The organism is Reinekea marinisedimentorum (genome assembly GCF_004341165.1).
Classification (GTDB): Bacteria; Pseudomonadota; Gammaproteobacteria; order Pseudomonadales; family Natronospirillaceae; genus Reinekea; species Reinekea marinisedimentorum.
This window is the reverse complement of record NZ_SLZR01000003.1, coordinates 310395-332681: the sequence shown is the minus strand read 5'-3', so window position 1 is coordinate 332681 and position 22287 is coordinate 310395. Positions and strand designations below refer to the sequence as shown.

23 protein-coding genes are annotated in these 22287 nt (G+C 48.5%); 13 read left to right on the top strand and 10 right to left on the bottom strand.

What is annotated here, in order from left to right:
- The 6 genes from BCF53_RS05690 to sthA are packed head-to-tail and all read left to right on the top strand — an operon-like array spanning position 1 to position 5218.
- Complete coding sequence (locus BCF53_RS05690) at positions 1 to 660, top strand: NADH:ubiquinone reductase (Na(+)-transporting) subunit D (protein ID WP_132700541.1); 660 nt, start codon at positions 1 to 3, stop codon at positions 658 to 660.
- Complete coding sequence (nqrE, locus tag BCF53_RS05685; protein ID WP_132700540.1) at positions 660 to 1268, top strand: NADH:ubiquinone reductase (Na(+)-transporting) subunit E; 609 nt, start codon at positions 660 to 662, stop codon at positions 1266 to 1268. The genes BCF53_RS05690 and nqrE overlap by 1 nt, the downstream gene beginning before the upstream one ends.
- Before the next feature lie 12 nt (positions 1269 to 1280).
- Positions 1281 to 2507 carry an NADH:ubiquinone reductase (Na(+)-transporting) subunit F gene (nqrF, locus tag BCF53_RS05680; protein ID WP_132700539.1) on the top strand — a complete coding sequence of 409 codons (1227 nt, stop codon included), beginning with the start codon at positions 1281 to 1283 and terminating at the stop codon, positions 2505 to 2507.
- Positions 2508 to 2544: 37 nt separating this feature from the next.
- Positions 2545 to 3549: an FAD:protein FMN transferase gene (locus BCF53_RS05675; RefSeq protein WP_165901820.1), complete on the top strand. Its 1005-nt coding sequence runs from the start codon at positions 2545 to 2547 to the stop codon at positions 3547 to 3549.
- A 44-nt stretch (positions 3550 to 3593) separates the two neighbouring features.
- Complete coding sequence (gene nqrM / locus BCF53_RS05670; RefSeq protein WP_132700538.1) at positions 3594 to 3791, top strand: (Na+)-NQR maturation NqrM; 198 nt, start codon at positions 3594 to 3596, stop codon at positions 3789 to 3791.
- A gap of 32 nt (positions 3792 to 3823) precedes the next feature.
- A complete protein-coding gene (gene sthA / locus BCF53_RS05665; protein ID WP_132700537.1) occupies positions 3824 to 5218 on the top strand; it encodes a Si-specific NAD(P)(+) transhydrogenase in 1395 nt (464 codons plus the stop codon).
- Positions 5219 to 5220: 2 nt separating this feature from the next.
- Here sthA and BCF53_RS05660 read toward each other — a convergent pair whose 3' ends face one another.
- From BCF53_RS05660 to dusA, 3 genes are all read right to left on the bottom strand, one after another.
- On the bottom strand, positions 5221 to 6045 hold the full coding sequence (locus tag BCF53_RS05660) for a DNA replication terminus site-binding protein (protein ID WP_132700536.1): 825 nt from the start codon (positions 6043 to 6045) through the stop codon (positions 5221 to 5223).
- A gap of 129 nt (positions 6046 to 6174) precedes the next feature.
- A complete protein-coding gene (gene tal / locus BCF53_RS05655; protein WP_132700535.1) occupies positions 6175 to 7101 on the bottom strand; it encodes a transaldolase in 927 nt (308 codons plus the stop codon).
- A 48-nt stretch (positions 7102 to 7149) separates the two neighbouring features.
- Entirely contained in the window at positions 7150 to 8145 is a 996-nt protein-coding gene (dusA, locus tag BCF53_RS05650; protein WP_132700534.1) for a tRNA dihydrouridine(20/20a) synthase DusA, read from the bottom strand.
- 304 nt (positions 8146 to 8449) lie between these two features.
- Between dusA and BCF53_RS05645 the strand changes: the two genes are divergently transcribed.
- Positions 8450 to 10102 (top strand): FimL-related protein, encoded by a 1653-nt coding sequence (locus tag BCF53_RS05645; RefSeq protein WP_132700533.1) that lies wholly within the window; start codon positions 8450 to 8452, stop codon positions 10100 to 10102.
- 47 nt (positions 10103 to 10149) lie between these two features.
- Here BCF53_RS05645 and BCF53_RS05640 read toward each other — a convergent pair whose 3' ends face one another.
- A complete protein-coding gene (locus tag BCF53_RS05640; RefSeq protein WP_132700532.1) occupies positions 10150 to 10461 on the bottom strand; it encodes an SCP2 sterol-binding domain-containing protein in 312 nt (103 codons plus the stop codon).
- 131 nt (positions 10462 to 10592) lie between these two features.
- On the opposite strand from BCF53_RS05640, the gene sohB reads away from it, so the two are divergent.
- Positions 10593 to 11609, top strand: coding sequence for a protease SohB (gene sohB / locus BCF53_RS05635; protein ID WP_132700531.1), 1017 nt, complete (start codon positions 10593 to 10595; stop codon positions 11607 to 11609).
- 49 nt (positions 11610 to 11658) lie between these two features.
- Here the strand turns inward: sohB and BCF53_RS05630 are convergent, their stop codons facing one another.
- The gene (locus tag BCF53_RS05630; RefSeq protein WP_243645773.1) at positions 11659 to 13293 is read right to left on the bottom strand and encodes a lytic transglycosylase; all 1635 of its coding nucleotides are present in this window, start codon (positions 13291 to 13293) and stop codon (positions 11659 to 11661) included.
- 251 nt (positions 13294 to 13544) lie between these two features.
- Between BCF53_RS05630 and BCF53_RS05625 the strand changes: the two genes are divergently transcribed.
- The 3 genes from BCF53_RS05625 to dnaQ are packed head-to-tail and all read left to right on the top strand — an operon-like array spanning position 13545 to position 15438.
- Positions 13545 to 14279: a class I SAM-dependent methyltransferase gene (locus BCF53_RS05625; RefSeq protein WP_165901819.1), complete on the top strand. Its 735-nt coding sequence runs from the start codon at positions 13545 to 13547 to the stop codon at positions 14277 to 14279.
- The gene (gene rnhA, locus BCF53_RS05620) at positions 14276 to 14719 is read left to right on the top strand and encodes a ribonuclease HI (protein WP_132700528.1); all 444 of its coding nucleotides are present in this window, start codon (positions 14276 to 14278) and stop codon (positions 14717 to 14719) included. Before BCF53_RS05625 ends, rnhA begins: the two co-directional genes overlap by 4 nt.
- The gene (gene dnaQ, locus BCF53_RS05615; protein WP_132700527.1) at positions 14716 to 15438 is read left to right on the top strand and encodes a DNA polymerase III subunit epsilon; all 723 of its coding nucleotides are present in this window, start codon (positions 14716 to 14718) and stop codon (positions 15436 to 15438) included. Before rnhA ends, dnaQ begins: the two co-directional genes overlap by 4 nt.
- Positions 15439 to 15510: 72 nt before the next feature.
- Here dnaQ and lexA read toward each other — a convergent pair whose 3' ends face one another.
- The 4 genes from lexA to BCF53_RS05595 form a co-directional block, all read right to left on the bottom strand.
- Positions 15511 to 16113: a transcriptional repressor LexA gene (gene lexA, locus BCF53_RS05610; RefSeq protein ID WP_132700526.1), complete on the bottom strand. Its 603-nt coding sequence runs from the start codon at positions 16111 to 16113 to the stop codon at positions 15511 to 15513.
- A 154-nt stretch (positions 16114 to 16267) separates the two neighbouring features.
- Entirely contained in the window at positions 16268 to 17422 is a 1155-nt protein-coding gene (locus BCF53_RS05605) for a cation:proton antiporter domain-containing protein (protein WP_132700525.1), read from the bottom strand.
- A 116-nt stretch (positions 17423 to 17538) separates the two neighbouring features.
- A complete protein-coding gene (locus tag BCF53_RS05600) occupies positions 17539 to 18606 on the bottom strand; it encodes a 3-deoxy-7-phosphoheptulonate synthase (RefSeq protein WP_132700524.1) in 1068 nt (355 codons plus the stop codon).
- Between the two features lie 140 nt (positions 18607 to 18746).
- The gene (locus tag BCF53_RS05595) at positions 18747 to 19520 is read right to left on the bottom strand and encodes a sulfite exporter TauE/SafE family protein (RefSeq protein WP_341539407.1); all 774 of its coding nucleotides are present in this window, start codon (positions 19518 to 19520) and stop codon (positions 18747 to 18749) included.
- Between the two features lie 227 nt (positions 19521 to 19747).
- Between BCF53_RS05595 and cysB the strand changes: the two genes are divergently transcribed.
- Positions 19748 to 20722, top strand: a complete 975-nt coding sequence (gene cysB, locus BCF53_RS05590) for an HTH-type transcriptional regulator CysB (RefSeq protein ID WP_132700522.1) — start codon at positions 19748 to 19750, stop codon at positions 20720 to 20722.
- Here the strand turns inward: cysB and BCF53_RS05585 are convergent, their stop codons facing one another.
- Entirely contained in the window at positions 20723 to 21439 is a 717-nt protein-coding gene (locus BCF53_RS05585; protein WP_132700521.1) for a phosphoadenylyl-sulfate reductase, read from the bottom strand.
- 225 nt (positions 21440 to 21664) lie between these two features.
- Between BCF53_RS05585 and thrH the strand changes: the two genes are divergently transcribed.
- Positions 21665 to 22282 (top strand): bifunctional phosphoserine phosphatase/homoserine phosphotransferase ThrH, encoded by a 618-nt coding sequence (gene thrH / locus BCF53_RS05580; RefSeq protein WP_132700520.1) that lies wholly within the window; start codon positions 21665 to 21667, stop codon positions 22280 to 22282.
- The last annotated feature ends 5 nt before the right edge of the window (positions 22283 to 22287 follow it).

The following is a 22287-nucleotide window of genomic DNA, read 5'->3' as shown; positions in this document are numbered from 1 at the left end:
ATGTCTGAAGCCCGTAAGGTTTTATTAACTCCAATACTGACCAATAACCCGATTGCTTCTCAGATTCTGGGTGTTTGTTCAGCCTTGGCAGTAACCACAAGTTTGAACGTAACGCTGGTGATGTGTATTGCACTGACCTCTGTTACTGCATTTTCAAACCTGTTTATTTCCATGATTCGTAATTACATTCCAAGCAATATTCGAATCATCGTTCAGATGACCATTATTGCGTCACTGGTAATTGTTGTTGATCAGGTACTGAAAGCCTTTGCTTATGATATTTCCAAACAGCTTTCTGTGTTTGTTGGTCTGATTATTACTAACTGTATCGTAATGGGTCGAGCAGAAGCCTATGCCATGTCGAACCCTCCGGTGCCAAGCTTCCTTGATGGTATTGGTAACGGCTTGGGTTACAGTGTAGTGCTGATCTTTGTTGCCACAATCCGAGAGCTTCTGGGCGCCGGCAAACTGTTTGGCTTTGAAGTGCTGCCGCTGGTAACCGATGGTGGCTGGTATGTGGCCAATGGCTTGCTGTTGTTGCCACCAAGCGCATTCTTCCTGATTGCGGTATTTATCTGGTTGCTGCGTACATACGACAAAGGCCAGGAAGAAAAGGCCGATTACAAACTGGCCAGTAACAGCAAGAAGGAGGCGCTCTAATGGAAGGTTTAATCAGCTTACTGGTTAAGGCGATATTCGTTGAGAATATGGCGCTCGCATTCTTCCTGGGGATGTGTACGTTCCTGGCAATATCGAAGAAGGTGTCAGCTGCCATTGGTTTGGGTATCGCCGTTATTGTTGTTCAGACAATTACCGTGCCGGTCAACAACCTGTTGTACGTTTATGTGCTGCGCGAAGGTGCGCTGGCATGGGCTGGCCTGCCGGATGTCGATCTCAGCTTCCTTGGCCTGCTCAGCTACATCGGCGTTATTGCAGCGATCGTACAGATCATGGAAATGGTTCTGGACCGCTTCTTTCCGGCGCTTTACAACGCTTTGGGTGTTTTCCTGCCTCTGATTACCGTGAACTGCGCTATTTTGGGTGCTTCTTTGTTCATGGTGGAGCGGGATTATAACTTTAGCGAGAGTGTTGTTTACGGCATCGGTGCGGGCGTTGGTTGGGCTCTGGCCATTGTTGCCCTGGCTGGTATTCGCGAAAAACTGAAGTACAGCGATGTACCTAAAGGCCTTGAAGGCTTGGGTATTACCTTTATTACCGTTGGCCTGATGTCCCTCGGATTCATGTCGTTCTCCGGCGTATCGCTATAAAAGGATAGGAAAATGGCTACAGAAATTATTTTAGGCGTTGTACTTTTTGCCGTAATCGTTCTTGCCCTGGTGGCGGTAATCTTGTCTGCACGCGCCAAGTTGGTTAACAGCGGTGATGTCTCTATCGAGATAAACGAAGATGCGGACAAAACCATTACCGTTGCAGCGGGCGGCAAACTGCTGCAAACCCTGTCTGCAAACGGAATCTTCCTGTCTTCTGCCTGTGGCGGCGGCGGTACCTGTGCCCAGTGTAAGTGTAAGGTTCTTGACGGTGGCGGTAGCCCGCTGCCAACCGAAGAGCCTCATTTCACCAAAGGTGAACTGCGCGAAGGCTGGCGTTTATCCTGTCAGGTTGCTGTTAAGCAGGATATGAAGATTGAAGTTGAACCTGAGTTCTTCGGCGTTAAAAAGTGGACTTGTGAAGTTGTATCGAACCCGAACGTGGCCACCTTTATTAAGGAGCTGACGCTTAAGCTTCCTGAAGGTGAAAACGTAGACTTCCGTGCTGGCGGTTATGTTCAGCTGGAATGCCCTCCACATGAAGTGCACTACAAAGACTTCGACATTGAAGAAGAATATCGCCCGGATTGGGATAAATTTAATATCTGGCAGTATTCCTCTAAGGTGACTGAGCCGGTTATCCGTGCCTACTCTATGGCTAACTATCCGGAAGAGAAGGGCCTGGTTAAGTTCAATATTCGTATTGCAACACCGCCTCCGGGTACTAATCACCCGCCTGGTCAGATGTCTTCCTTTGTATTCAGCCTGAAGCCGGGCGACAAGATTGATGTTTACGGACCATTTGGTGAGTTCTTTGCGAAGGAAACCGACGCGGAGATGGTATTCATCGGTGGTGGTGCCGGTATGGCGCCAATGCGTTCTCACATCTTTGATCAGCTCAAGCGTTTGCACAGTACCCGTAAGATGAGCTTCTGGTACGGTGCCCGTTCTATGCGCGAAGCATTCTATATGGATGAGTACGACAAGCTGGCTGAAGAAAACGAAAACTTCAAATGGCACCTGGCGCTATCCGACCCACTGCCGGAAGATAACTGGGACGGCTACACAGGCTTTATTCACAACGTGCTTTATGAAAACTACCTCAAAGATCATGAAGCGCCGGAAGACTGTGAATACTATATGTGTGGACCACCAATGATGAACGCAGCGGTGATTAAAATGCTTGAAGACCTTGGCGTAGAGAGCGAAAACATCCTGCTTGATGATTTCGGCGGCTAGGCAAAAGGGTTCCGTTTAAGTGTTTAGCAAACCATTTATGCCCGTAATAAGCCTGATTATTATCAGCTTATTCACGGGCTGTTCTTTTTCTGAGAAAGAGCAAACCTATTCCTTCAGTGGTTTTTCCATTGGCACCAGCTATTCAGTGAAATATGTATCTGCTTCAAATGAAGTTGAAACACTGCAACTGGGTGTGGATGGTGTGCTCAGTAATATCAATAAGTTGATGTCGACATACCTGCCCGGATCAGACATCTCCCGAATCTCCAGAGCGGGAGTAAATGAGCCGGTTTCGGTGGATGAATTGACCATCAATGTGCTGGAAGCGGCCTTAACAATTGCCGAACAGACGGATGGTAATTTTGACCCAACGGTCGCGCCATTGGTGAATCTGTGGGGTTTTGGCCCTACGCCCAGAAACAATAAGTTACCGGAAGCCAGTGAGGTCGCTCGCTTGGCTGCTTCAGTCGGCTATCAGGCACTTACTGTTGACCGCATTACGCAAACGGTTGAAAAAAACGCACCAAGAGAACTCGATTTTTCTGCTATTGCCAAGGGCTACGCCGTTGATCTGATCGCGGAACACCTGGAACAACGCGGCATTACCAATTATCTGGTCGAGGTGGGCGGCGAAATGCGGCTTTCCGGTACCAAGCCTGGTAATGAATCCTGGCGTATAGCGATTGAAAAACCGGATGTAGAACAGCGCGCGGTCTTTAAAATTCTTGAGGTTTCCGGTGCGGCTGTGGCAACCAGTGGTGATTACCGCAACTATTTTGAATCTGACGGTGTCCGGTATAGTCATACCATTAATCCTGCAACCGGCTATCCTGTTAAGCATAATCTTGCATCGGTAACCGTGGTTATGGACAGCTGCATGAGTGCCGATGCTTACGCAACAGCGTTTCTGGTGATGGGGGCCGAAAGGGCGCTGCAGTTTGCGGAAAGCAATAACATCGCTGCGCTATTTATTATTAAACAGGACGATGATTTCGAGGTTTTACAAAGCGCTCAGTTCACCGAAGAGTTTGGCGAAGTTTGACTCGATCCTAAGTCTAATTGAAATTTAACAGAGGACTCTGAACAATGCTCAATACTTTTTTAATTGTGTTTTTCGTGTTCGCCCTGATTATTGCTGCAATGGCAATAGGCGTCATTTTCGGCAGAAAGCCAATTGCCGGCTCCTGTGGTGGTATGGCTGCTGTTGGAATGGAATCTGAATGCGACGTATGTGGCGGCGATAAATCTAAGTGCAAAAAAGAAACAAAGAATAACGAAAGCTAATAAGTTTCAAAAAAGCATAGCAGGGGTTAGCGATGGCAGAATATCAGTACGATCTGGTAGTGATCGGCGCGGGACCCGCCGGTGAAAGTGCAGCAATGAACGGAACCAAAGCAGGTTTGCGCGTCGCTGTTGTAGATGAAAGAAGCACCGTCGGCGGAAATTGTACACACCAGGGCACTATCCCCTCTAAAGCTTTACGTCATGCTGTGCATCAGGTTATGCAGTTTAACCGTAACCCGATGTTCCGGCATATGTCCGGGCAGAAGTGGCTGTCATTTCCTCAGGTTCTTGAAACTGCAGACCGGGTCATCAATAAGCAGGTCGCTATGCGTGCGCGTTTTTATGCACGCAACCGCGTTGATTTGTTCCACGGCCATGCAACCTTCAAAGATAACAATAGCCTTCAGCTGCAGCTGGATGACAATAAAGTCGATGTTCTGAAGGCAAAAGATTTCGTTATTGCTACCGGCTCGCGGCCTTATCAGCCACCGGAAATAGACTTTGACCACCCTCGAATCTTCGACAGTGACTCCATTCTTACCCTGACCACCACGCCGCGTAACATCGCCATTTTTGGTGCGGGTGTGATTGGTTGTGAGTATGCCTCTATTTTTAACGGCTTAGGTTCCAAGGTTGATCTGATTAACCCGGGCGAGCGCCTGCTGGCTTTTATGGACGATGAAATTTCAGATGCACTGAGTTATCACCTGCGGGGTCATGGTGTTTTAATCCGCCATAACGAATCCTTTAAATCGGTTGAAGGCTTTGATGATCATGTGGTCTTGACGCTTGAATCTGGTAAGCGAGTGAAGTGTGAAGCCTTTATGTGGGCCAATGGCCGAACCGGTAATACCGATTCGCTGAACCTGGAAGCCGTTGATTTAGAACCAAACAGCCGCGGCCAGCTTGCGGTTGATGATCACTACCGAACAAAGCAGGCCAATATTTTTGCCGCCGGTGATGTTATCGGCTGGCCAAGCCTGGCGAGCGCTGCTTACGACCAGGGGCGTTCTATTTCCGGGGTGATCAGCAATAACGGTACCTACCGGCATGTAAACGATATACCCACCGGTATTTATACCATTCCGGAAATATCCTCTATTGGTAAAACCGAGCGTGAATTGACCGTTGCTAAGGTGCCTTACGAGGTCGGTAAGGCTTACTTCAAAGATACCGCGCGCGCTCAGATTACCGGTGAAGAAGCTGGTGTTCTTAAGCTGCTGTTTCACAGAGACACAACTGAATTGTTGGGGATTCATTGCTTTGGTGATCAGGCTGCAGAAATTCTGCATATTGGTCAGGCAATTATGTCGCAACCGAACGGTGGCAACTCCATCAGATACTTCCTCGAGCATACCTTTAATTATCCGACGATGGCAGAAGCCTATCGGGTCGCCGCCCTGAACGGTATTAACCGACTTTTCTGATTCTAACTGTATCTGTGCACCCGGATGGACCTTAAAAAAGGTTCATCCTCTATCTTGTTGTCACTTCGCAGCTGTCTGCTTCGGGATTTTGGCGGCAAGGCAGGCGGCACATTAAATTCCGGAAAGACATCCGCATGGGACTGCTTAAAAAACAAAGGCAATGACACGTTCATGGCTTTGCGCGTGCCGTTGGCAAACAGCAGGTTGGTTCGCAGAACCGGGGCTTGCTTCTGAACCCTGGCAAGCGGTTCAGCGTCGCTGATTGCAGCGAGTCGATTGAGTTGAATCTTTATATGGTCGGCTTCGGTGTTCAGCTCGGCCAGTAACTTATAAGCCTGTTGTTTGCTAATTCGGGTAATCGAGCGGCCGCTTGTGTACCAGTTAAACCCTGCCTTGACCGGTTGCTCGGCAATATAAGGCAGCAGGCGAAAAACCTGTTTAAGGTGTACGCGGTTAAGTCCCTGGTCGGTGAGTTGCTCGTTCAACACGGCATTGCGCCTTCCCAGCTTCGATTGAATCTCTTTCCACTCGGCGGTGTCGTCTGCCTTAATCTGTGCCACCAATTCACGGAATTCTTGTTTCAGTTCGTTGACTGATTTCAGCAACTGGCTCTGTGTTTCATTGATCGCGACCAATCCGGGATAGATTCGGGTTTGCCTGCCATCCTGGTCCCCTTGGTACCAGAGGTCGAGCAGTGCGTTTGGCAGTGCATTTTTCTTGTCGACATGCGGTAAATCGAGCAGCCAGTGCGGGTTCTTTTTTACGTCATTGCTGAAGTTAATGAGCTGATGTGTCAGTTGTTCAAACAGGTCCAGTGCGGCCTTCATTTTATACCGTTATCTGTGTGGGGTGTTTAATCTTAATCGGCTGTTGCTGCGGTTTCAAATAATAGTTAGAGGCTACAGTTAGGAGGCTAAAGCAGGGGTATTGCTACCCCTTGGGTATTCAACGGTTAATCAGAAGTATTTAGATTGGATGAGCTGTTCCAGCTTTTCCTGATCGGCAATAAAGTTGCGAATGCCTTCGGCAAGTTTCTCTGTTGCCATGGCATCTGCATTCATATCCAGACGGAATTGCACTTCACTGACTGGCGCCGGCGCTGCAGTGGTCGATTCGGGCATCAACAGCTTCGCGGGTAAATCCGCCTGTGTATTTTTCAGCTCTTCAAGTAATGCCGGGGCAATGGTGAGGCGGTCACAGCCGGCAAGCTGCTGAATCTCACCGATATTGCGGAAGCTGGCACCCATGACGATGGTTTTGTAGCCATGCTGCTTGTAGTAGTCGAAGATAGACTGAACGCTCAGTACGCCTGGGTCAGTTTCCGGCGTGTAGGCCTCTCCGGTAGATTTCTTATACCAGTCCAGAATTCGGCCCACAAACGGCGATATAAGGGTGGCGTCTACGTCGGCGCAGGCTTTTGCCTGGCACAGGCTGAACAGCAAGGTCAGGTTGCAGCGAATGCCTTCGGATTCCAGTACCTTAGCTGCCTGAATGCCTTCCCAGGTGCTGGCGATCTTGATCAGGATGCGGCTTTTTTCCCAACCTTTCGCTTCATACAGCGCTATCAGCTGGCGAGCCTTTTCGATTGTTTTTTCGGTATCGAACGATAAGCGGGCATCAACCTCGGTAGATACATATCCCGGAACAATCTTGAGAATTTCATCGCCAATTTCCACGGCGATTCGGTCTATAAACTCAGGCAGGCTCAGATTGAGCTCTGAAAGTTCCTGCAGTTTGTAGTCGAACTTACCACTTTCAATTGCCTTCAGTACCAGCGAGGGGTTGGTCGTTGCATCCTGGGGCTGGTATTTTTTGATTGAATCGATGTCTCCCGTGTCGGCAACGATTGTGGTGAGCGCTTTCAGTTGCTCCAGTTGATTCATTGAAATTCCTTAGTATTTGACTATGCGGTCAAGTTTATTCTGTTGTCGTCAACTTGCAAGATCTGCTTTAGTGGTATTGATTAAATTTAGGGCTTCTTCAAACAACGATGCATCTGCGCCGGGCTTGGTCATGTTTTCACTTAACAGTCGCCTGTACTTCTTTGAGCCCGGATAGCCGGAATATAAACCAAGCATATGACGAATCAGGTATTTAGCTGGAATGCCGTCATCAACCCGTTGTTTGACCCAGTTGGTCAGGCGGTTGTTTAGGTCGGTACCTGCTGCTACTGCAGCTTCAGTACCGTAATAGAGCCGGTCAACATCCAGCAAAATAAGAGGGTTCTGATAGGCTTCTCGGCCCAGCATGACGCCGTCGAGCCCGCGTTCGATCAGTGAAAGAGCGGTGCTGTGCTCTTTAATGCCGCCATTGATAATAATATTGAGTTCCGGGAAATCCGACTTCAGCTTCAGGACCCGCTCATAATCCAGGGGTGGAATGTCTCTGTTTTCTTTTGGGCTTAGTCCCTGAAGGATGGCTTTGCGTGCGTGTACGATAAAGGTATCGCAGCCAGACTGCTTAACCTCGCCGACAAAATCACGCATAAATTCATAGCTGTCGAAATCATCGATGCCAATCCTGTGCTTGAGGGTGACCGGTACGGATACGTTATCCAGCATGGCCTTCATGCATTCCTTTACCAGGGCTCCGTGGGCCATGAGGATCGCACCGATCATGCCGTTTTGAACCCGGTCACTGGGGCAGCCGGCATTGAGGTTTATTTCGTCATAGCCATAGTCTTCACCCAGCTTTGCGCATTCCGCCAGTTGCTTAGGGTCGGAACCACCAAGCTGCAGTGAGATGGGGTGTTCACCTGGCTCATACCGCAGAAAACGTTCCGGGCCGGCATTCAATATGGCACCGGTGGTCACCATTTCCGTGTAGAGAAGGGCATTTTTGCTGAGAATTCGGTGAAATTGACGACATTCACTGGTCGTCCAGTCCATCATGGGCGCGACTGAAAATTTGTGTGGATAAGAAAGCATAGATCTACTGCATTGTTGATTTTGCGGCATTATACGCTGTGGAAGTTAGTTAAACATAAGTTAAATTTTGTTCTATAGAGTGAGTTTGAACACATTTTCAGCCTAAATTACGTTAGATTACCGTCCATATCTGGACAGTTTTAGCTTCAGGCAGTATGTTGAAGAGTATTAATACTTTCCTTTCAGTTCTTAAGCTAACCTTAAGTGAACAAAAGGAAAATTTGAAAGAAGCATTTGTTTTCTAACGGGAAATTAAAGTAGTTTAGTGGCCTTGTTGCCAACACTGAACGTTCAAGGAATTTGTATGAGCGCTATATTTTCGGCGGATGCAATTAAAAGCGAGCTAGAAACGACCATTCAGCTGGCTCAGGGTTGCCTTGAAAGCTACAGCGTCGATTCCTCTGATATCTCTCCATTAAGTGAAACTCAGGATTATGTACGCCAGCTCCGCGGTATTTTTCAGGTGCTGGAAGAAAGTGGTGCAGTCAGCGTCTGTGATGAGATGAACATCACCCTGAACTCAATACCGGATGATGTCGCCAACAATGAAAAGCTGGTTAACAGTATTCTCGAAGCCCTCAGTCAGACTTTGGTCATACTGTCCCGTTTTCTGGACCTGATTAGCTTTAACAAAAAAGCTGTTCCTTCACTGTTGCTGCCTGCCATTAATACCTTGCGTCAGGCCCGCAAAGCACCGGTGCTCGGTGAGGCGCACTTTTTTGATTTTTCTTTTAAACCGGTTAAACCTCCGGTAAACCGCCCTGTAAGAATTACTCGTGAAACGCTGATCCGCCTGAAAAAATTCCGGCATATGTATCAGGCTGGCCTGTTGCACCTCATCCGCAATCAGCGAGCCTCCGGCGCTGTGCGCTATATGGGTCTGGCGCTTTCGCGAATCGACCAACTGCTGGGTAATGCACCCTGTGCGCCACTGTGGTGGGTATCTGCTGCCGCTTTTGAAGCTATGATTCAAAACGATGCCAGCATGACACCAACACGCAAACGCCTGTTCTCACTGCTCGACCGCGAGCTGAGAAATCTGATTAAAGGTGCGCCGGAATCGCTCAGAAAGCCGTCAAGCGCGGCACTGACAAAAGAATTCCTGTTTTTATTGGCGTTGAATAAAGAGCAGGGTAATAAAGCAAAGCAGGTTGGCCGCTTTTATAAGTTGCCAGAGCTGTCTTACTCCGAAGAAACGCTGAAAGAACAACGTCAGATTCTGTTCAGCCCGGGTCAGGGTGTTCTTGCCAGCGTATCGGAAGCGTTGCAGGAAGATATTAATTCCATTAAAGATTCGGTTGATCAGGTTGCCCGTGGCGGTACTTTTTCATCCAAAGATTTGCATTCCCGCCTGCTGAAGGTCGCTGATGTCTACGTAATGCTCGGTTTGCAGAGTGCATCGAACGTACTCAAGGGCCAGGCGGAGGTTGTCGGTCGATGGGCTGATAATGCTGCGCCAATGCAGGATGATCTGCTGAAGATAGCCGATGTTGTGCTGTACGCTGAAAGCGCCTTGTCGCGCCTGTTGCAGGGGCAATCTCAGTATGACCGGGATGGCGACAATAAAGCCTTTAAGGCGCAGCTGCATGAAGCACGGATTGTCTTAATAGATGAGTGTGAAAGTGGTCTTGCATTGGCCAAGCGTGCGATTTCTGCCTATATGGATTCGGGTGGCGATAAACTTCATCTGGCTAAGGTGAATTCAACCTTGCAGGGTGTTCAGGGCGCGCTGGTCTTCTTAAGCAGTAATCAGGCTGCAGAGATTGTGACCCGAATAATTACCTTTGTAGACCGCGAGCTATTGGATAAAGGTACTTTGATTGATTCGTCTCAGCTGGAGTTGCTGGCAGATGCGCTGTTTAGTCTGGAGTTCTATCTGGAAGGGCTGCTCAATGCCAATGAGAATCTCGATATTCTCAAGCTGGCCATTCATTCATTGAATTCATTGAAAGTGTAATTGCAAAGAAGGAAGGCTCACTGAAGCTATCAGTGAGCCTTTGTTGTTTATAACGAGAACAGATCTGAGAGTTTCGTGGCCAGCATCATGTCGCCTTCTGTTCGCAACCTACCTGCCATAAATGCCTGCATACCATTAATTTCACCGCTCACAATGTCCTGGAAGGTGTCTGCGTCCATAATGAGCGTAACCGACGGGTCTTCATGTTCACCTTCTTTCAGCGCGCAGCTGCCGCCTGCGATTTCCATGTAGTGTTTGTCATCATCTACGGCAAATTGAAATACGACATCCAGTCCCCCTGCGGCATCCGGGTTAAATTGAGATTCAATCTTTTCAAATATTTTTACGATATCACTCATTCTTAAATTGCTCCTTTAGCAATGTATTCAAGTTGACACAGGCTGATGCCAAATTGCATTGTATGTTGAGTATTTAAAAATAGATCAAACATTTGTTTGAAACAACCGTATATTTAGCGAGGAAGCCAATTTTGTGGTCTGAATATTTTTTATTTTTAATGAAGTCCGTCACCTTTTTGATCGTTGCCGGTGTTCTGATAGGCATGATGGCAAGGCTGTCGAAGACCGGCGGCGGAGCTTCCGGTAAGGGTAAGCTGGAAATTACCAGCTTAAATAAGGCGCTGGATGCCGTTAAGAACAAGATGCAGCACGAGGTGTTAAATAAGCACCAGGTAAAGAAGTTACATAAAGACCAGAAAGCGGCTGAAAAAGAAAAGCACAAGGCCGAAAAGCATGCTGAGCCTGCAAGCAAGTGTTTCAGCATTCGCTTTAAGGGTGATATTCAGGCCTCTCAGGTGACAAACCTGCGTCAGGAGATTACCGCGATCCTTACCGTCGCCAACCCGGGAGATGAGGTGGTTGTTGCGATTGAAAGCCCGGGTGGTGCGGTTTCTGGCTATGGCTTGGCCGCGACTCAGCTTACCCGACTGAAAGACGCCGGGTTAACCGTGACTGCCTGTGTGGATAAGGTTGCCGCCAGTGGTGGCTATATGATGGCATGTGTGGCCGATAAAATTATTGCTGCACCGTTCTCGATCATCGGCTCCATTGGTGTTATTTCACAGGTGCCGAATATTCACCGCATGCTGAAACGGGTGGATATTGATGTCGATGTTATTACTGCAGGTAAACACAAAGCGCCGTTAACCTTGCTGGGTGAAAATACAGATGAGGGCCGTGAAAAGCATAAACAAGATCTGACGGCCATTCATGATCGATTTAAGTCGTTGGTTAAGCTGCACCGTGAGCAGCTGGAAATGTCTGAGGTTTCTGAGGGAGATTTCTGGCTGGCATCAGATGCCCTTGAATTGCAGTTGGTCGATGAGATTGGCACCAGTGATTCCTATCTGTTTAATTTAACGCAGAATGCTGATGTCTTCCGGGTTCAGTGGGTGCCGCACAAGAGTGTTGAAGAGCGTATTAAGGGGATGAGCAGTGCGCTGCTCACATCCTTTGAAAACTTCCTTTCTAAGATACGCTTGCCTTAAGCAAAAAGCCTCCGTTTGGAGGCTTTTTTGTATATGGCTGTAAGATACTTTACTGAATTCGGGTGACATCCACATAAAGCGTTAGTTTGTCACCCGGCTGCAGGTATTTGCTGGAAATCTGGTTCCACTTTTCAATGTCACTGATGCTCAGATTGAACTTATCTGCAATGCGATACAGTGAATCACCTTTGCGTACAACATAACCAACCTTGCGGACAACCTGGCGAGAGTCGCTGGCGCTGTCGGTATTCGATGGCGTTACCCAGATTGCCAGTGTTTGGCCCGGGCGAATCACATCTTTAGGTGCCATGTTATTCCACTTGGCGATTGAAGCCACGCTGACATCGAATTTTCTGGCGATTGTCCAGAAGCTATCACCGGATTGAACCTTATAATCAACACGCTGTTTGCTGCTGTTCGACAGGGAGCTTTGCTTCACCTTCAGTCGGTTTTCGGCAGACATCGAATAATACTGGTCATTCTTACTGGCCACCGGAATCATCAGGGTTTTGCCGGCCCTGATTAGGTTGCCTTTAATGTTGTTGACGTCTCTTAAAACATCCACAGTGACATCGTGTTTGCGTGCGATGGTGAGCAGTGAATCACCCGATTGAATGGTGTATCGCTTCCAGGTTAGCCGCTCGTTTGCCGCCAGCTGGGAAATGTTGTTTTTGAATACCTCTGCCTTGTCGGCAAATACCAGTAGGTGGTGAGGGCCGTCCGGATCGGTAGCCCAGCGGTTAAAGCCCGGGTTCAGTATGTACAGGTCGCTCAACTCCATTTCTGCCAGGGTGGCTGCCTGAGCGAGGTCAATTTGGCCTCCGGTCTCTACAATTTCAAAGTAGGGTTCGTTGGCAACAACCGGCATTTCCATGCCGTATTTTTCAGGGTCGCTGAACAGCTTGGCCAGGGCAACGAGTTTAGGAGCATAGGCTTCGGTTTCTTTCGGCAGGCTCAGGTGCCAGAAATCGGTCGGTTTACCGGCGGCGCGGTTTTTCTTCTGCGCCTTCATTACGGTGCCGGGCCCGGAGTTGTATGAAGCCAGTGCCAGCAGCCAATCGCCATCAAACATCCTGTTGAGGTCTGAAAGGTAGTTCAGTGCGGCATCGGTCGAGGCGACCACATCACGGCGACCGTCATACCACCAGTTCTGCTTCAGTCCATACATTTTCCCGGTACTGGAGATAAACTGCCACATCCCGGATGCGCTGCCATGGGAATAGGCAAATGGATCAAATGCGCTTTCCACAATAGGTAGCAGTGCTAACTCAACGGGTAAGTCCCGGGCCTGAATTTCAGATACGATATAGTACATGTAGCGGGATGCACGCTGACTGACTCGATCGATATAGCTTGGATGAGAGGCATACCAGTTAAGCTGACTGGTAATGCGCGCATCTTCGATTGCAAGATCAAAAGACAGGTTGTTGCGCAGCACCTGATAGAGATCGTCCTGGTCTGAATCCTTCGGTCGGCTCAGATCAAGCGTACTCTTCCAGTGGGTTTTGGATTCGGTGGTTGTTGCCAGGATATCTGCGGACTTCGAGTTTTTAATATGCAGCGCCAGGGCTTCATCTTTCGGGTTGGCAGCGGTATTTGAAATGAGGTCATCTTCAGATTGGCTAGATTCAGTCTCTTGCCCGGTAGATGCAGACAGTGCGGATGAATTGTTAGAAGGTATCACATTGCAGCCCACTAAGAGCAAGCTGACAGCCAATGGGGTAAGTCTAAACATAAATATAACAGTCTCGCACTTGATGAATTGTAGGTGGTTATTAGATCGGCGATAATTCTATTTTTCTGAGCTCTATGTAGCAAGAACAAAGACTGGATAACACTTTTTACAAACTTGATATTACGGGATTTACATTGGTAAAGCGGTTGAGGCAAAGGTTCAAACAGGTCTATAGAAAAGGCCCTAAGGACTCCCGGGCATTGGAAGCAGCGCTTTCTGACTGGTATAAAACGCCTTTAGGGCAGGAATTAATAGACCAGGAGAGGAGTATTGTCGCCAGGGCTATTTCCGGGCGCTTTGCTGCGAATATCGTTCAGCTGGATAGCGGCTATCATGAAGCACTGTTTGAGAAACGATTGTTCGGCTCTGGTGTTATCGTCTCTCAATTAGAGAACAGGGCGCTGTGCCCGGTTGTTTGTGCATCGCCCGAGTCATTGCCGTTCGAGCCTGAAAGCCTCGATATGCTGCTGATGCACCATTCTCTGGATTTGTGTAATAACCCTTATCAGGTTGTGCGTGAAGGCGCGATTGCGCTGAAGCCCGGTGGGCTGATGATTGTTATTGGCTTTAACCCTATTAGCTTATGGGGTTTGCGCTCAATATTTCACGCCGGCCGGCATGGCACCAGTGTCTGGCATTCCCGTTTTATTCGCAGCGGCCGGGTGGAAGACTGGATGCACTTGCTTGATTTTGAGATTGAGCGCCACGAAAAACATGTCTTCCTGCCGCCAGTCAGCCGGCCGTTTTGGCTGCAGAAGCTGGGATTGTGTGAAAAGTATTTCCGTAAGTTCCTGCCTTTTATGGGCGCAGTCTATGTACTGGTGGGTTACAAGCAGGTGCTTGGCAAACTTCCACCGGGTATCAGAAAAACCAAGGCCAGCTTTCTGGAAACCGCTTTAGGCGTAGGTTCAACTAAAAGGCAACCATTTGAATGAGTGAAGTAGTAAAGATTTATACCGATGGCGGTTGTCGTGGTAATCCCGGCCCCGGTGGTTGGGGGGCGGTACTGTTATGGGGCGAAAAAGAGAAGCGGTTAAAGGGCTCTGAGAAAAACACGACCAATAATCGTATGGAGCTGCTGGCTGCCATTGAAGGCTTGAACGCTCTGAAGCGAGCCATTCCGGTGGAGTTGTACACCGATTCCAAGTACGTTCAACAAGGCATCACAACGTGGATTCATGGCTGGAAGAAAAACGGCTGGAAAACAGCGGGGCGTAAGCCCGTTAAAAACCAGGATCTGTGGCAGCGGCTGGATGAGCTTATGGGGTTGCACGATGTCTCCTGGCATTGGGTAAAAGGGCACGCAGGTGACAAATACAATGAATTAGCCGATCAGTTGGCTAATCAGGCAATGGATGAGTTGGCAATAAAATGAGATTAGTAATACTGGATACAGAAACCACCGGCTTAAATCCTAAAAAGGGTGACCGTATTGTAGAGGTCGGTTGTGTGGAGATGGTGGAGCGAAAGTTAACCGGCCGCCATTATCATGAATACATCAATCCGGAGCGGGATATTCCCGATGAAGTCGTTGCGGTTCACGGGATCGATAACGAGCGGGTTAAAGACTGTCCAAAATTCAGAGATATAGCCGTCGATCTGTGGACCTGGCTGGAAGGTGCCGACCTGGTGATTCACAACGCAGCATTCGATATGGGCTTTTTGAACGCTGAGTTTCAGCGTTTTGCTGATGAGCAGGGTGAGTCGTTTGCGCCTCTGGAGTCTGTTTGTGGCGTTATCGATACGCTGAAAATTGCACGGGAAAAGCACCCCGGCTCCAAGGTTTCTCTGGATGCGCTCTGTAAGCGTTACGATATTGATAACTCTCACCGAACCTTACACGGCGCATTGCTCGACTCCGAGATTCTGGCTGATGTTTATCTTTACCTCACCGGTGGTCAAACTGACTTGATGCTGGCTGAAGATGAAGAAGAGGATACTAGTGATGTTGATCTCGATTTCTCAGCCCTGGGGGAGGTAAAGGCAAACCTGATTACGGTGAAGCCGTCCAATGATGAATTGGAAGCTCATAAGCTGTTTATGGAAATGCTCGCCAAGAAGTCTGGCAAGGAGATTGATTGGCCGGCGGTTTAGAGCAGAAATTTTCTATAAATATAATTAAGGCCGCTGTAGCGGCCTTAATTGTCTATGTGGTAGTCAAAACCGTCAGTGTATTGACCGGCGAATAACCCCAACGTATAGCCCCTCGATGGAAAAATCATCTTCTTCCAGGTTCACCAGGATTGGCTCGAAGTCTTCGTTTTCGGGGTGCAGGGTTACTAGCTTGCCCTTTTTTTCATAGCGCTTAACGGTAACGTCATCACCGACACGGGCAACAACAATGTCACCATTGCGCACGCTAGTGGTTTTATGCACGGCAATCAGGTCGTCTTCCAGAATGCCAATGTCTTTCATACTTAAGCCCTGAACCTGCAGCATGAAATCAGCGCTGGGGTGAAAGAGGCCGCGTGGTAAGTCGACATATTCGGCAATCTGCTCTTCTGCCAGGATTGGTGAGCCAGCAGCTACACGCCCTACAACCGGAATACCAGTTTCGGATTCAGGCAGGCGGATGCCACGGCTGGCACCCTGGACAATCTCAATGTGTTTTTTTCGGGCCAGTGCTTTGATGTGTTCTTCGGCTGCATTGGGTGATTTAAAGCCGAGAGACTTGGCAATTTCTGCACGCGTAGGTGGGTAGCCGGTTTCCTGAATGTGATCCTTGATTACATCCAGTACCTGTTGTTGTCGAGCTGTAAGCTTTTCCATAGTCTTGTGCCTGTTGATTTGTCCAGTACATGGGATTATATACAGCTCAGGCAATCTGTAAAGTAAATGCTCAAAAGGGCACTATTAGTAGCAGGCAGGAGGCAGGGCGCGGCTAACGTATGAAATTCGTTAGCTAATGTTTGCGCATGCGCCGTTAATCTCTTCTGAGCGAATCCTTGACCGCTATCGGGTTTTGGAAGTTAAAGACGATGATGTAGCTCGACAGCGCAAAAGTAGCGATGGCCGTTGATTGCACCAGAACTGAAGCCTTGTCGCCAATAAGGCCGCTGCTTTGAGCCAGAAAGGTCACCAGAAGTGAGAATTCTGAAATTTGCCCAAGCCTGAAGCCAATATCCCAGGCCAGCTTATTGGACTCGCTAAGCCTGTTAAGCAGGAAGCGGAATAAAATCGGTTTTCCGGCAAGTACGATCACCGTGAGCGCCGCTACCGGAACCAGAATGGTATACAGCACGCCAAGGTTCAGCTGAGCACCCAGCGTGAAGAAGAATAGGATCAGAAAGAAATCGCGCAGTGGGCGAAGGTTCAGGGCTATAAATTGAGAGATTGGGCTGCTGGCTAGGCTGATGCCGGCAATGAAGGCACCGATTTCATAAGAAAGGCCCAAAATTTCAGCGATTTCGCCCATGCCTAAACACCAGCCAATCGCCAGCAGGAAAATATATTCGTGAAAGCGGTCAAAGCGGGTGAATAACGGCAGCACAACATACTTAACTGCCCCCAGCGAGCCAATAAACAGGAAAGGTAAAACCAGCAGAGGTTTCAGGAAGGTCCAGGTTGAGACAAAGTCATCGCCCAGGTTTTCAAGCGCAAGCAGCACTAATATGGCGATAAAGTCCTGCGTGAGCAGGATGCCAACCATCAATTCACCAGCATGACGATGATGCAGTACCGTTGTTGGCAGTAGCTTAATGCCGATGATGGTGGAAGAAAACATCAGGCATAAGCCGATGATCAGCGATTCAATCGCGTCAAATCCTATCAGTCGGCTGCTTAAATAACCGACGCCGGCAAACAGCGCGCAGCTGAGTAGGCCCACCACCAGGCTTTTTCTCAGTGTGGTCAGCAGGTTGGCGAGCTGCATGTCCAAGCCCAACAGGAAGAGCAGGAAAATAATCCCGATCTCTGAAATATCGGTGAGCAGGTGCGTGTCTTCGATCACGGAAAAACCGAATGGCCCAACGAGAACACCCAGTAATATGTATGCAATCAGAAGAGGTTGGCGTGTATATAGTGCTGCCGTGGCTAAAATTGCCGCACCGGTAAAGATAAGAAAGAAAGAGAAAACCATAATTGAATTGCGCTGAAAACTTACAGAAAGCTTAGGTGATTCCGCAGGCGCAATCTATAAATTTTTTAGATTAGAAGGAGAGAGCCGGCAGCCTATCACTGCCGGCGATTGCCAAATTAGCTGGAGCGTTTGGCAAGAGCATCTTTCGCTTTAGCACGCATGGAGCGAAGCAGCTCTTCAGTTGTATCCCAGGAAATACAGGCATCGGTCACTGATTTGCCGTATGTCAGCTCTTCCAGGTTTTCAGGGATTTTCTGATTGCCTGCTTCAATGTTGCTTTCGATCATCACGCCAATGATGGACTCATTGCCTTCAGCAATTTGATTGGCGACGTTGTCGGCAACCAGTGGCTGCAGGTTATGATCTTTGTTTGAGTTGGCGTGTGAGCAATCGACCATAATGTTTGGTGTGATGCCTGCCTTAACCAGTTGCTCTTCACACAGTGAAACGGATACCGAATCGTAGTTGGGCTTGCCATCGCCACCGCGCAGAACCACATGGCCGTACTTGTTGCCCTTGGTAGACGTGATTGCAACCTGACCTTCGGTATTGATGCCCAGGAAGTTGTGAGGTGCAGAAACGCTTTTCAGTGCGTTTACCGCCACATCCAGGCTGCCGTCGGTGCCGTTTTTGAAGCCAACAGCAGAGGAAAGGCCACTGGCCATTTCACGGTGAGTTTGGCTTTCAGTGGTACGGGCGCCAATAGCGGACCAGCTGATAAGGTCTTGAATGTACTGCGGCGAGATCGGGTCCAGCGCCTCAGTGGCTGTTGGCAGGCCAATTTCTGCAATATCCATCAGAAGCTTACGGCCAATGTGCAGGCCATCGGCAATCTTGAAGGAGTCATCCATGTACGGGTCGTTAATCAGGCCTTTCCAGCCGGTTGTTGTACGCGGCTTTTCAAAGTAGACCCGCATAACCAGTAAAAGTGTATCGCTGACCTCTTCGCTCAGTTTTTTCAGGCGATGAGCATAGTCCAGTGCGGCCTTGGGGTCGTGAATAGAGCAGGGGCCAATGACGACGATAAGGCGGTTGTCTTTTCTGTCGAGGATATCCCTGACAGCCTTGCGGCCCTCAGTGATAACAGTGTTGGCTAATTCAGATACCGGAATGTCTTTTTTGATATCCGATGGCGTGATGAGAACTTCCTGGCTCTCAATGTTTAAGTTTTCTGTACTGTACATTGCGAATTCGTTATCAAGCTGTGAGTGTTCGCTGATAATAAAGAGGTAAAATAATAATTACAACCCGTACATATATGTTTACATCTGATGTCTATCTGATTGAAAAGATAGTGTTTATTCCTTTGTTTAGGCGTAAAAGACTAAAAAATAGCGTACTTCATACCTAACACAAGCAGGAGTCCCGCAAGCGTTGGATGTAAATATTTTGAAGGGATGCTGCCGGAAATGGCCGCGCCAATGTTAATAGCAGGAATAGAGCCTAATAACAGTGCTGCTAACAGGGCAAAATCCACGTTGCCTAAATAAAGGTGCACGACACCGGCTATGAACGTCAGCGGTACCGCATGGGCGATGTCCGTGCCGACGATCTGTTTTGGCAACAGACGCGGGTAAAGCACCATCAGTACTGCAGTGCCCACCGCGCCGGCGCCGACCGAGCTTAAGGTAACCAATACCCCGAGAATGGCACCGGTTAGGAGCAAGCGTAATGAAAACGCCGGGTTACGTTCTGTTTTGCCCGGGTTGCGTTTGCCAAGTGCTTTAACGATGCGGGATCTGAATATCAGAGCCGTTGCGGTAATGATCAGCATGAATCCAAGGGCTGTCTTGAGTACGGATGCGTAGCTTTCCGGGTTTTCAAACCAGATAGACAGCGCCAGGCCGGTTAGGATAGCTGCAGGCATACTGCCCAGGGTCATATTTAAGGCAATATCCCAGCGTATGTGCTTTTTACGGTGGTGGGCAAATAAGCCTGAGGTTTTGGTGACAGCGGCATACCAGAGGTCGGTGCCGATGGCGATATGGGCTGGAAAGCCAAAAAATAATAAGGCTGGCGTCATCAGCGCTCCACCGCCAACACCGGTAATGCCGACTATGAGTCCGATCAGTGCGCCAGTTGCGGTATATAGCAGCATTTCCATTTCCATAATGTCACGAAGATGCAGCTAATCTAACGCTTATTCTCTATTTCTAAAAAGAATAGTTACTAATATTTATATAACCTAATTGAAGGTAAAGATTAGCTTTCGGTACAATGATGTGAGATGTCTCAACTAAATACATTAAACTCGGGCTATAGTTCATAATTACTGGTTCGAACAACAAGAATTTCCGGAAAATTGCTCCCAACAAGGAATCAATAATGAAGCTTCAGCAACTGAAATATATCTGGGAAGTCGCCCATCACGATTTAAACGTCAGTGCGACTGCGCAGGTTCTATACACTTCTCAACCTGGAATCAGTAAACAGATTCGTCTGCTGGAAGATGAGTTGGGCGTTGAAATCTTCGCTCGCTCGGGAAAGCATTTGACGCGAATTACTCCAGCCGGAGAGGCCGTGTTAAAAGTTGCCGGTGAAATTCTTGGAAAGGTGGATTCCATCAAGCAGATTGCTCAGGAGTACAGCAATAACAAGAAGGGCAGCTTGAGTATTGCAACCACGCATACGCAGGCCCGCTATGCGTTACCGGGCATTATTGAGCAATTCATACAGACCTATCCTGAAGTCTCTTTACATATGCATCAGGGTACGCCGACCCAGATCGCAGAAATGGCGGCTGACGGTACGGTCGATATGGCTATTGCCACCGAGGGCATGGAACACTTTTCAGACCTGATTATGATGCCCTGTTACCGATGGAACCGCTCTATTGTTGTACCGCGCGGTCATCCACTGGCTGCGAAGGGTACGGTGTCTCTGGAAGATATTGCCAATTACCCGATCGTTACCTATGTATTTGGTTTCACTGGCCGTTCCAAGCTGGATGAGGCGTTCCTGGATCAGGAGCTGGTACCTAACGTGGTGTTCACCGCGACAGACGCGGATGTTATCAAAACCTACGTTCGTCTCGGCTTGGGGGTTGGTATTCTGGCGCATATGGCAATTGACCCGGAACGGGACAGAGACCTGGTTACCCTGGATGCCAGCCATCTGTTTGAAGCCAGTATCACCAAGATTGGTATGAGAAAGGGGACCTTCCTGCGGGGTTACCAGTATCAGTTTATTGAGAAGTTTGCACCGCACTTAACAAAAGAAGTCGTTGAAAAGGCGATGCATTGTGCGAGTCGTCATGAGCTGGATGAGTTGTTTAAAAACACCCCATTGCCAACCTATTGATTAGCTGGCTGCCAGGTTACCTGAGTGCAGGCCACATTCTTTTTGTGTGGCCTCTTCCCACCACCAGCGTCCTTCCCGTTCATGCTGATTAGGCAGTGTGGCTTTAGTGCAGGGTTCACAACCGATGCTTTTAAAGCCTTTCAGGTGCAGCGGGTTGAACGGAACCTCCATCATGCGGATGTAGTTCCATACGTCTTCTGAGCTCCAGTCTGCCAGAGGGTTATATTTGTAAAGCACCTCTGCACGGCCCTCAAATGCTGTGTCTTTCTGCACATGAGGCACGGTGTTACGGGTAGGGCTCTGATCTTTACGTTGGCCGGTAATCCAGGCGTCGAGCGGCTTCAGTGCTCGCCTCAGCGGCTCGATTTTACGAATGCCACAGCACTCCTGGTGTCCGTCTTCGTAAAAACTGAACATGCCTTTCTGCTTAACAAAAGGCTCCAGCTGTTCGTTGTTAGGTGTATAGACTTCAATGGTCACGCCATAGTGTTTCCTGACGTCTTCGATGAAGCGGTATGTTTCTGCGTGAAGCCTGCCGGTATCCAGTGTGAATATTTTCGGCTTGTTGGGCATCTTGGCGATCATGTCTATGAGCACAACGTCTTCAGCACCGCTGAATGAGATGGCGATGTTTTCATGGGCTGAGATCGCTTTTTTTAAAATCTCTCTGGGGGAGATGTTGCTGAGCTCCAGCTGTAGAGATGTTATATCTGTCATGTTTCCACTGCGTCCTGATTTTGGCTCAATTTATCACGCAGGAATAATAGGGTTAAATAACATTATAAAATAAGCTTATTTCATAACTGTCAGGAATATAATTATTCGGCCTGTTTGCAATAATTTGAGCTTATATGGCCTTAAGCTGTCCAGAATGTATTGCTTAACGGCAAGTCAAACAATACATTAGCTGCGTTTTTTAAATAGTAGATAATGGAGTGAATTGTGGAACTGGCCTGTCTTGATTTGGAAGGTGTTTTAATCCCTGAAATTTGGATCGCATTTGCCGAGAAAACCGGTATTGAAGAGCTAAAAGCAACGACTCGTGATATTCCGGACTATGACGTTTTAATGCGTCAGCGACTGGGTATTCTGAAGCAGCATAACCTGGGGATTAATGAAATTCAGGCGGTTATTTCAGAGCTTTCTCCACTGCCGGGCGCGGCGGAATTTGTAAATTGGCTGCGTGAACGCTTCCAGGTGATCATTTTATCGGACACCTTCTATGAGTTCTCCGCTCCGCTGATGCGTCAGCTGGGTTACCCGACTCTGTTCTGCCACAAGCTGGAAGTTGCCGATTCCGGTGAAATTACTGACTACAAATTGCGTCAGGCAGACCCTAAGCGTACATCAATTAAGGCTTTCCACTCGCTGAACTACCGCTGCATTGCTGCGGGTGATTCCTACAATGACACCACCATGCTCTCAGAAGCAGACGCGGGCATCCTGTTTAATGCGCCAGCCAACGTTATTGAAGAGTTTCCTCAGTTCCCGGCCGTAACCGGCTATGACGCTCTGAAGCAGGAATTCATCAAGGCCAGCAACCGTAAGTTGTCGCTTTAGTGGTA

Excerpts from the sequence above, each read along its gene's own strand:
- dusA (WP_132700534.1), bottom strand. The coding sequence starts at position 8,145 with ATGCTTTCTTATCCACACAAATTTTCAGTCGCGCCCATGATGGACTGG.
- BCF53_RS05600 (WP_132700524.1), bottom strand. The coding sequence starts at position 18,606 with ATGTACAGTACAGAAAACTTAAACATTGAGAGCCAGGAAGTTCTCATC.
- lexA (WP_132700526.1), bottom strand. The coding sequence starts at position 16,113 with ATGGAAAAGCTTACAGCTCGACAACAACAGGTACTGGATGTAATCAAG.
- nqrF (WP_132700539.1), top strand. The coding sequence starts at position 1,281 with ATGGCTACAGAAATTATTTTAGGCGTTGTACTTTTTGCCGTAATCGTT.
- dnaQ (WP_132700527.1), top strand. The coding sequence starts at position 14,716 with ATGAGATTAGTAATACTGGATACAGAAACCACCGGCTTAAATCCTAAA.
- cysB (WP_132700522.1), top strand. The coding sequence starts at position 19,748 with ATGAAGCTTCAGCAACTGAAATATATCTGGGAAGTCGCCCATCACGAT.
- nqrM (WP_132700538.1), top strand. The coding sequence starts at position 3,594 with ATGCTCAATACTTTTTTAATTGTGTTTTTCGTGTTCGCCCTGATTATT.
- nqrE (WP_132700540.1), top strand. The coding sequence starts at position 660 with ATGGAAGGTTTAATCAGCTTACTGGTTAAGGCGATATTCGTTGAGAAT.
- sthA (WP_132700537.1), top strand. The coding sequence starts at position 3,824 with ATGGCAGAATATCAGTACGATCTGGTAGTGATCGGCGCGGGACCCGCC.
- BCF53_RS05605 (WP_132700525.1), bottom strand. The coding sequence starts at position 17,422 with ATGGTTTTCTCTTTCTTTCTTATCTTTACCGGTGCGGCAATTTTAGCC.
- BCF53_RS05675 (WP_165901820.1), top strand. The coding sequence starts at position 2,545 with ATGCCCGTAATAAGCCTGATTATTATCAGCTTATTCACGGGCTGTTCT.
- BCF53_RS05640 (WP_132700532.1), bottom strand. The coding sequence starts at position 10,461 with ATGAGTGATATCGTAAAAATATTTGAAAAGATTGAATCTCAATTTAAC.
- BCF53_RS05660 (WP_132700536.1), bottom strand. The coding sequence starts at position 6,045 with ATGAAGGCCGCACTGGACCTGTTTGAACAACTGACACATCAGCTCATT.
- BCF53_RS05585 (WP_132700521.1), bottom strand. The coding sequence starts at position 21,439 with ATGACAGATATAACATCTCTACAGCTGGAGCTCAGCAACATCTCCCCC.
- BCF53_RS05645 (WP_132700533.1), top strand. The coding sequence starts at position 8,450 with ATGAGCGCTATATTTTCGGCGGATGCAATTAAAAGCGAGCTAGAAACG.
- BCF53_RS05690 (WP_132700541.1), top strand. The coding sequence starts at position 1 with ATGTCTGAAGCCCGTAAGGTTTTATTAACTCCAATACTGACCAATAAC.
- rnhA (WP_132700528.1), top strand. The coding sequence starts at position 14,276 with ATGAGTGAAGTAGTAAAGATTTATACCGATGGCGGTTGTCGTGGTAAT.
- BCF53_RS05595 (WP_341539407.1), bottom strand. The coding sequence starts at position 19,520 with ATGCTGCTATATACCGCAACTGGCGCACTGATCGGACTCATAGTCGGC.
- tal (WP_132700535.1), bottom strand. The coding sequence starts at position 7,101 with ATGAATCAACTGGAGCAACTGAAAGCGCTCACCACAATCGTTGCCGAC.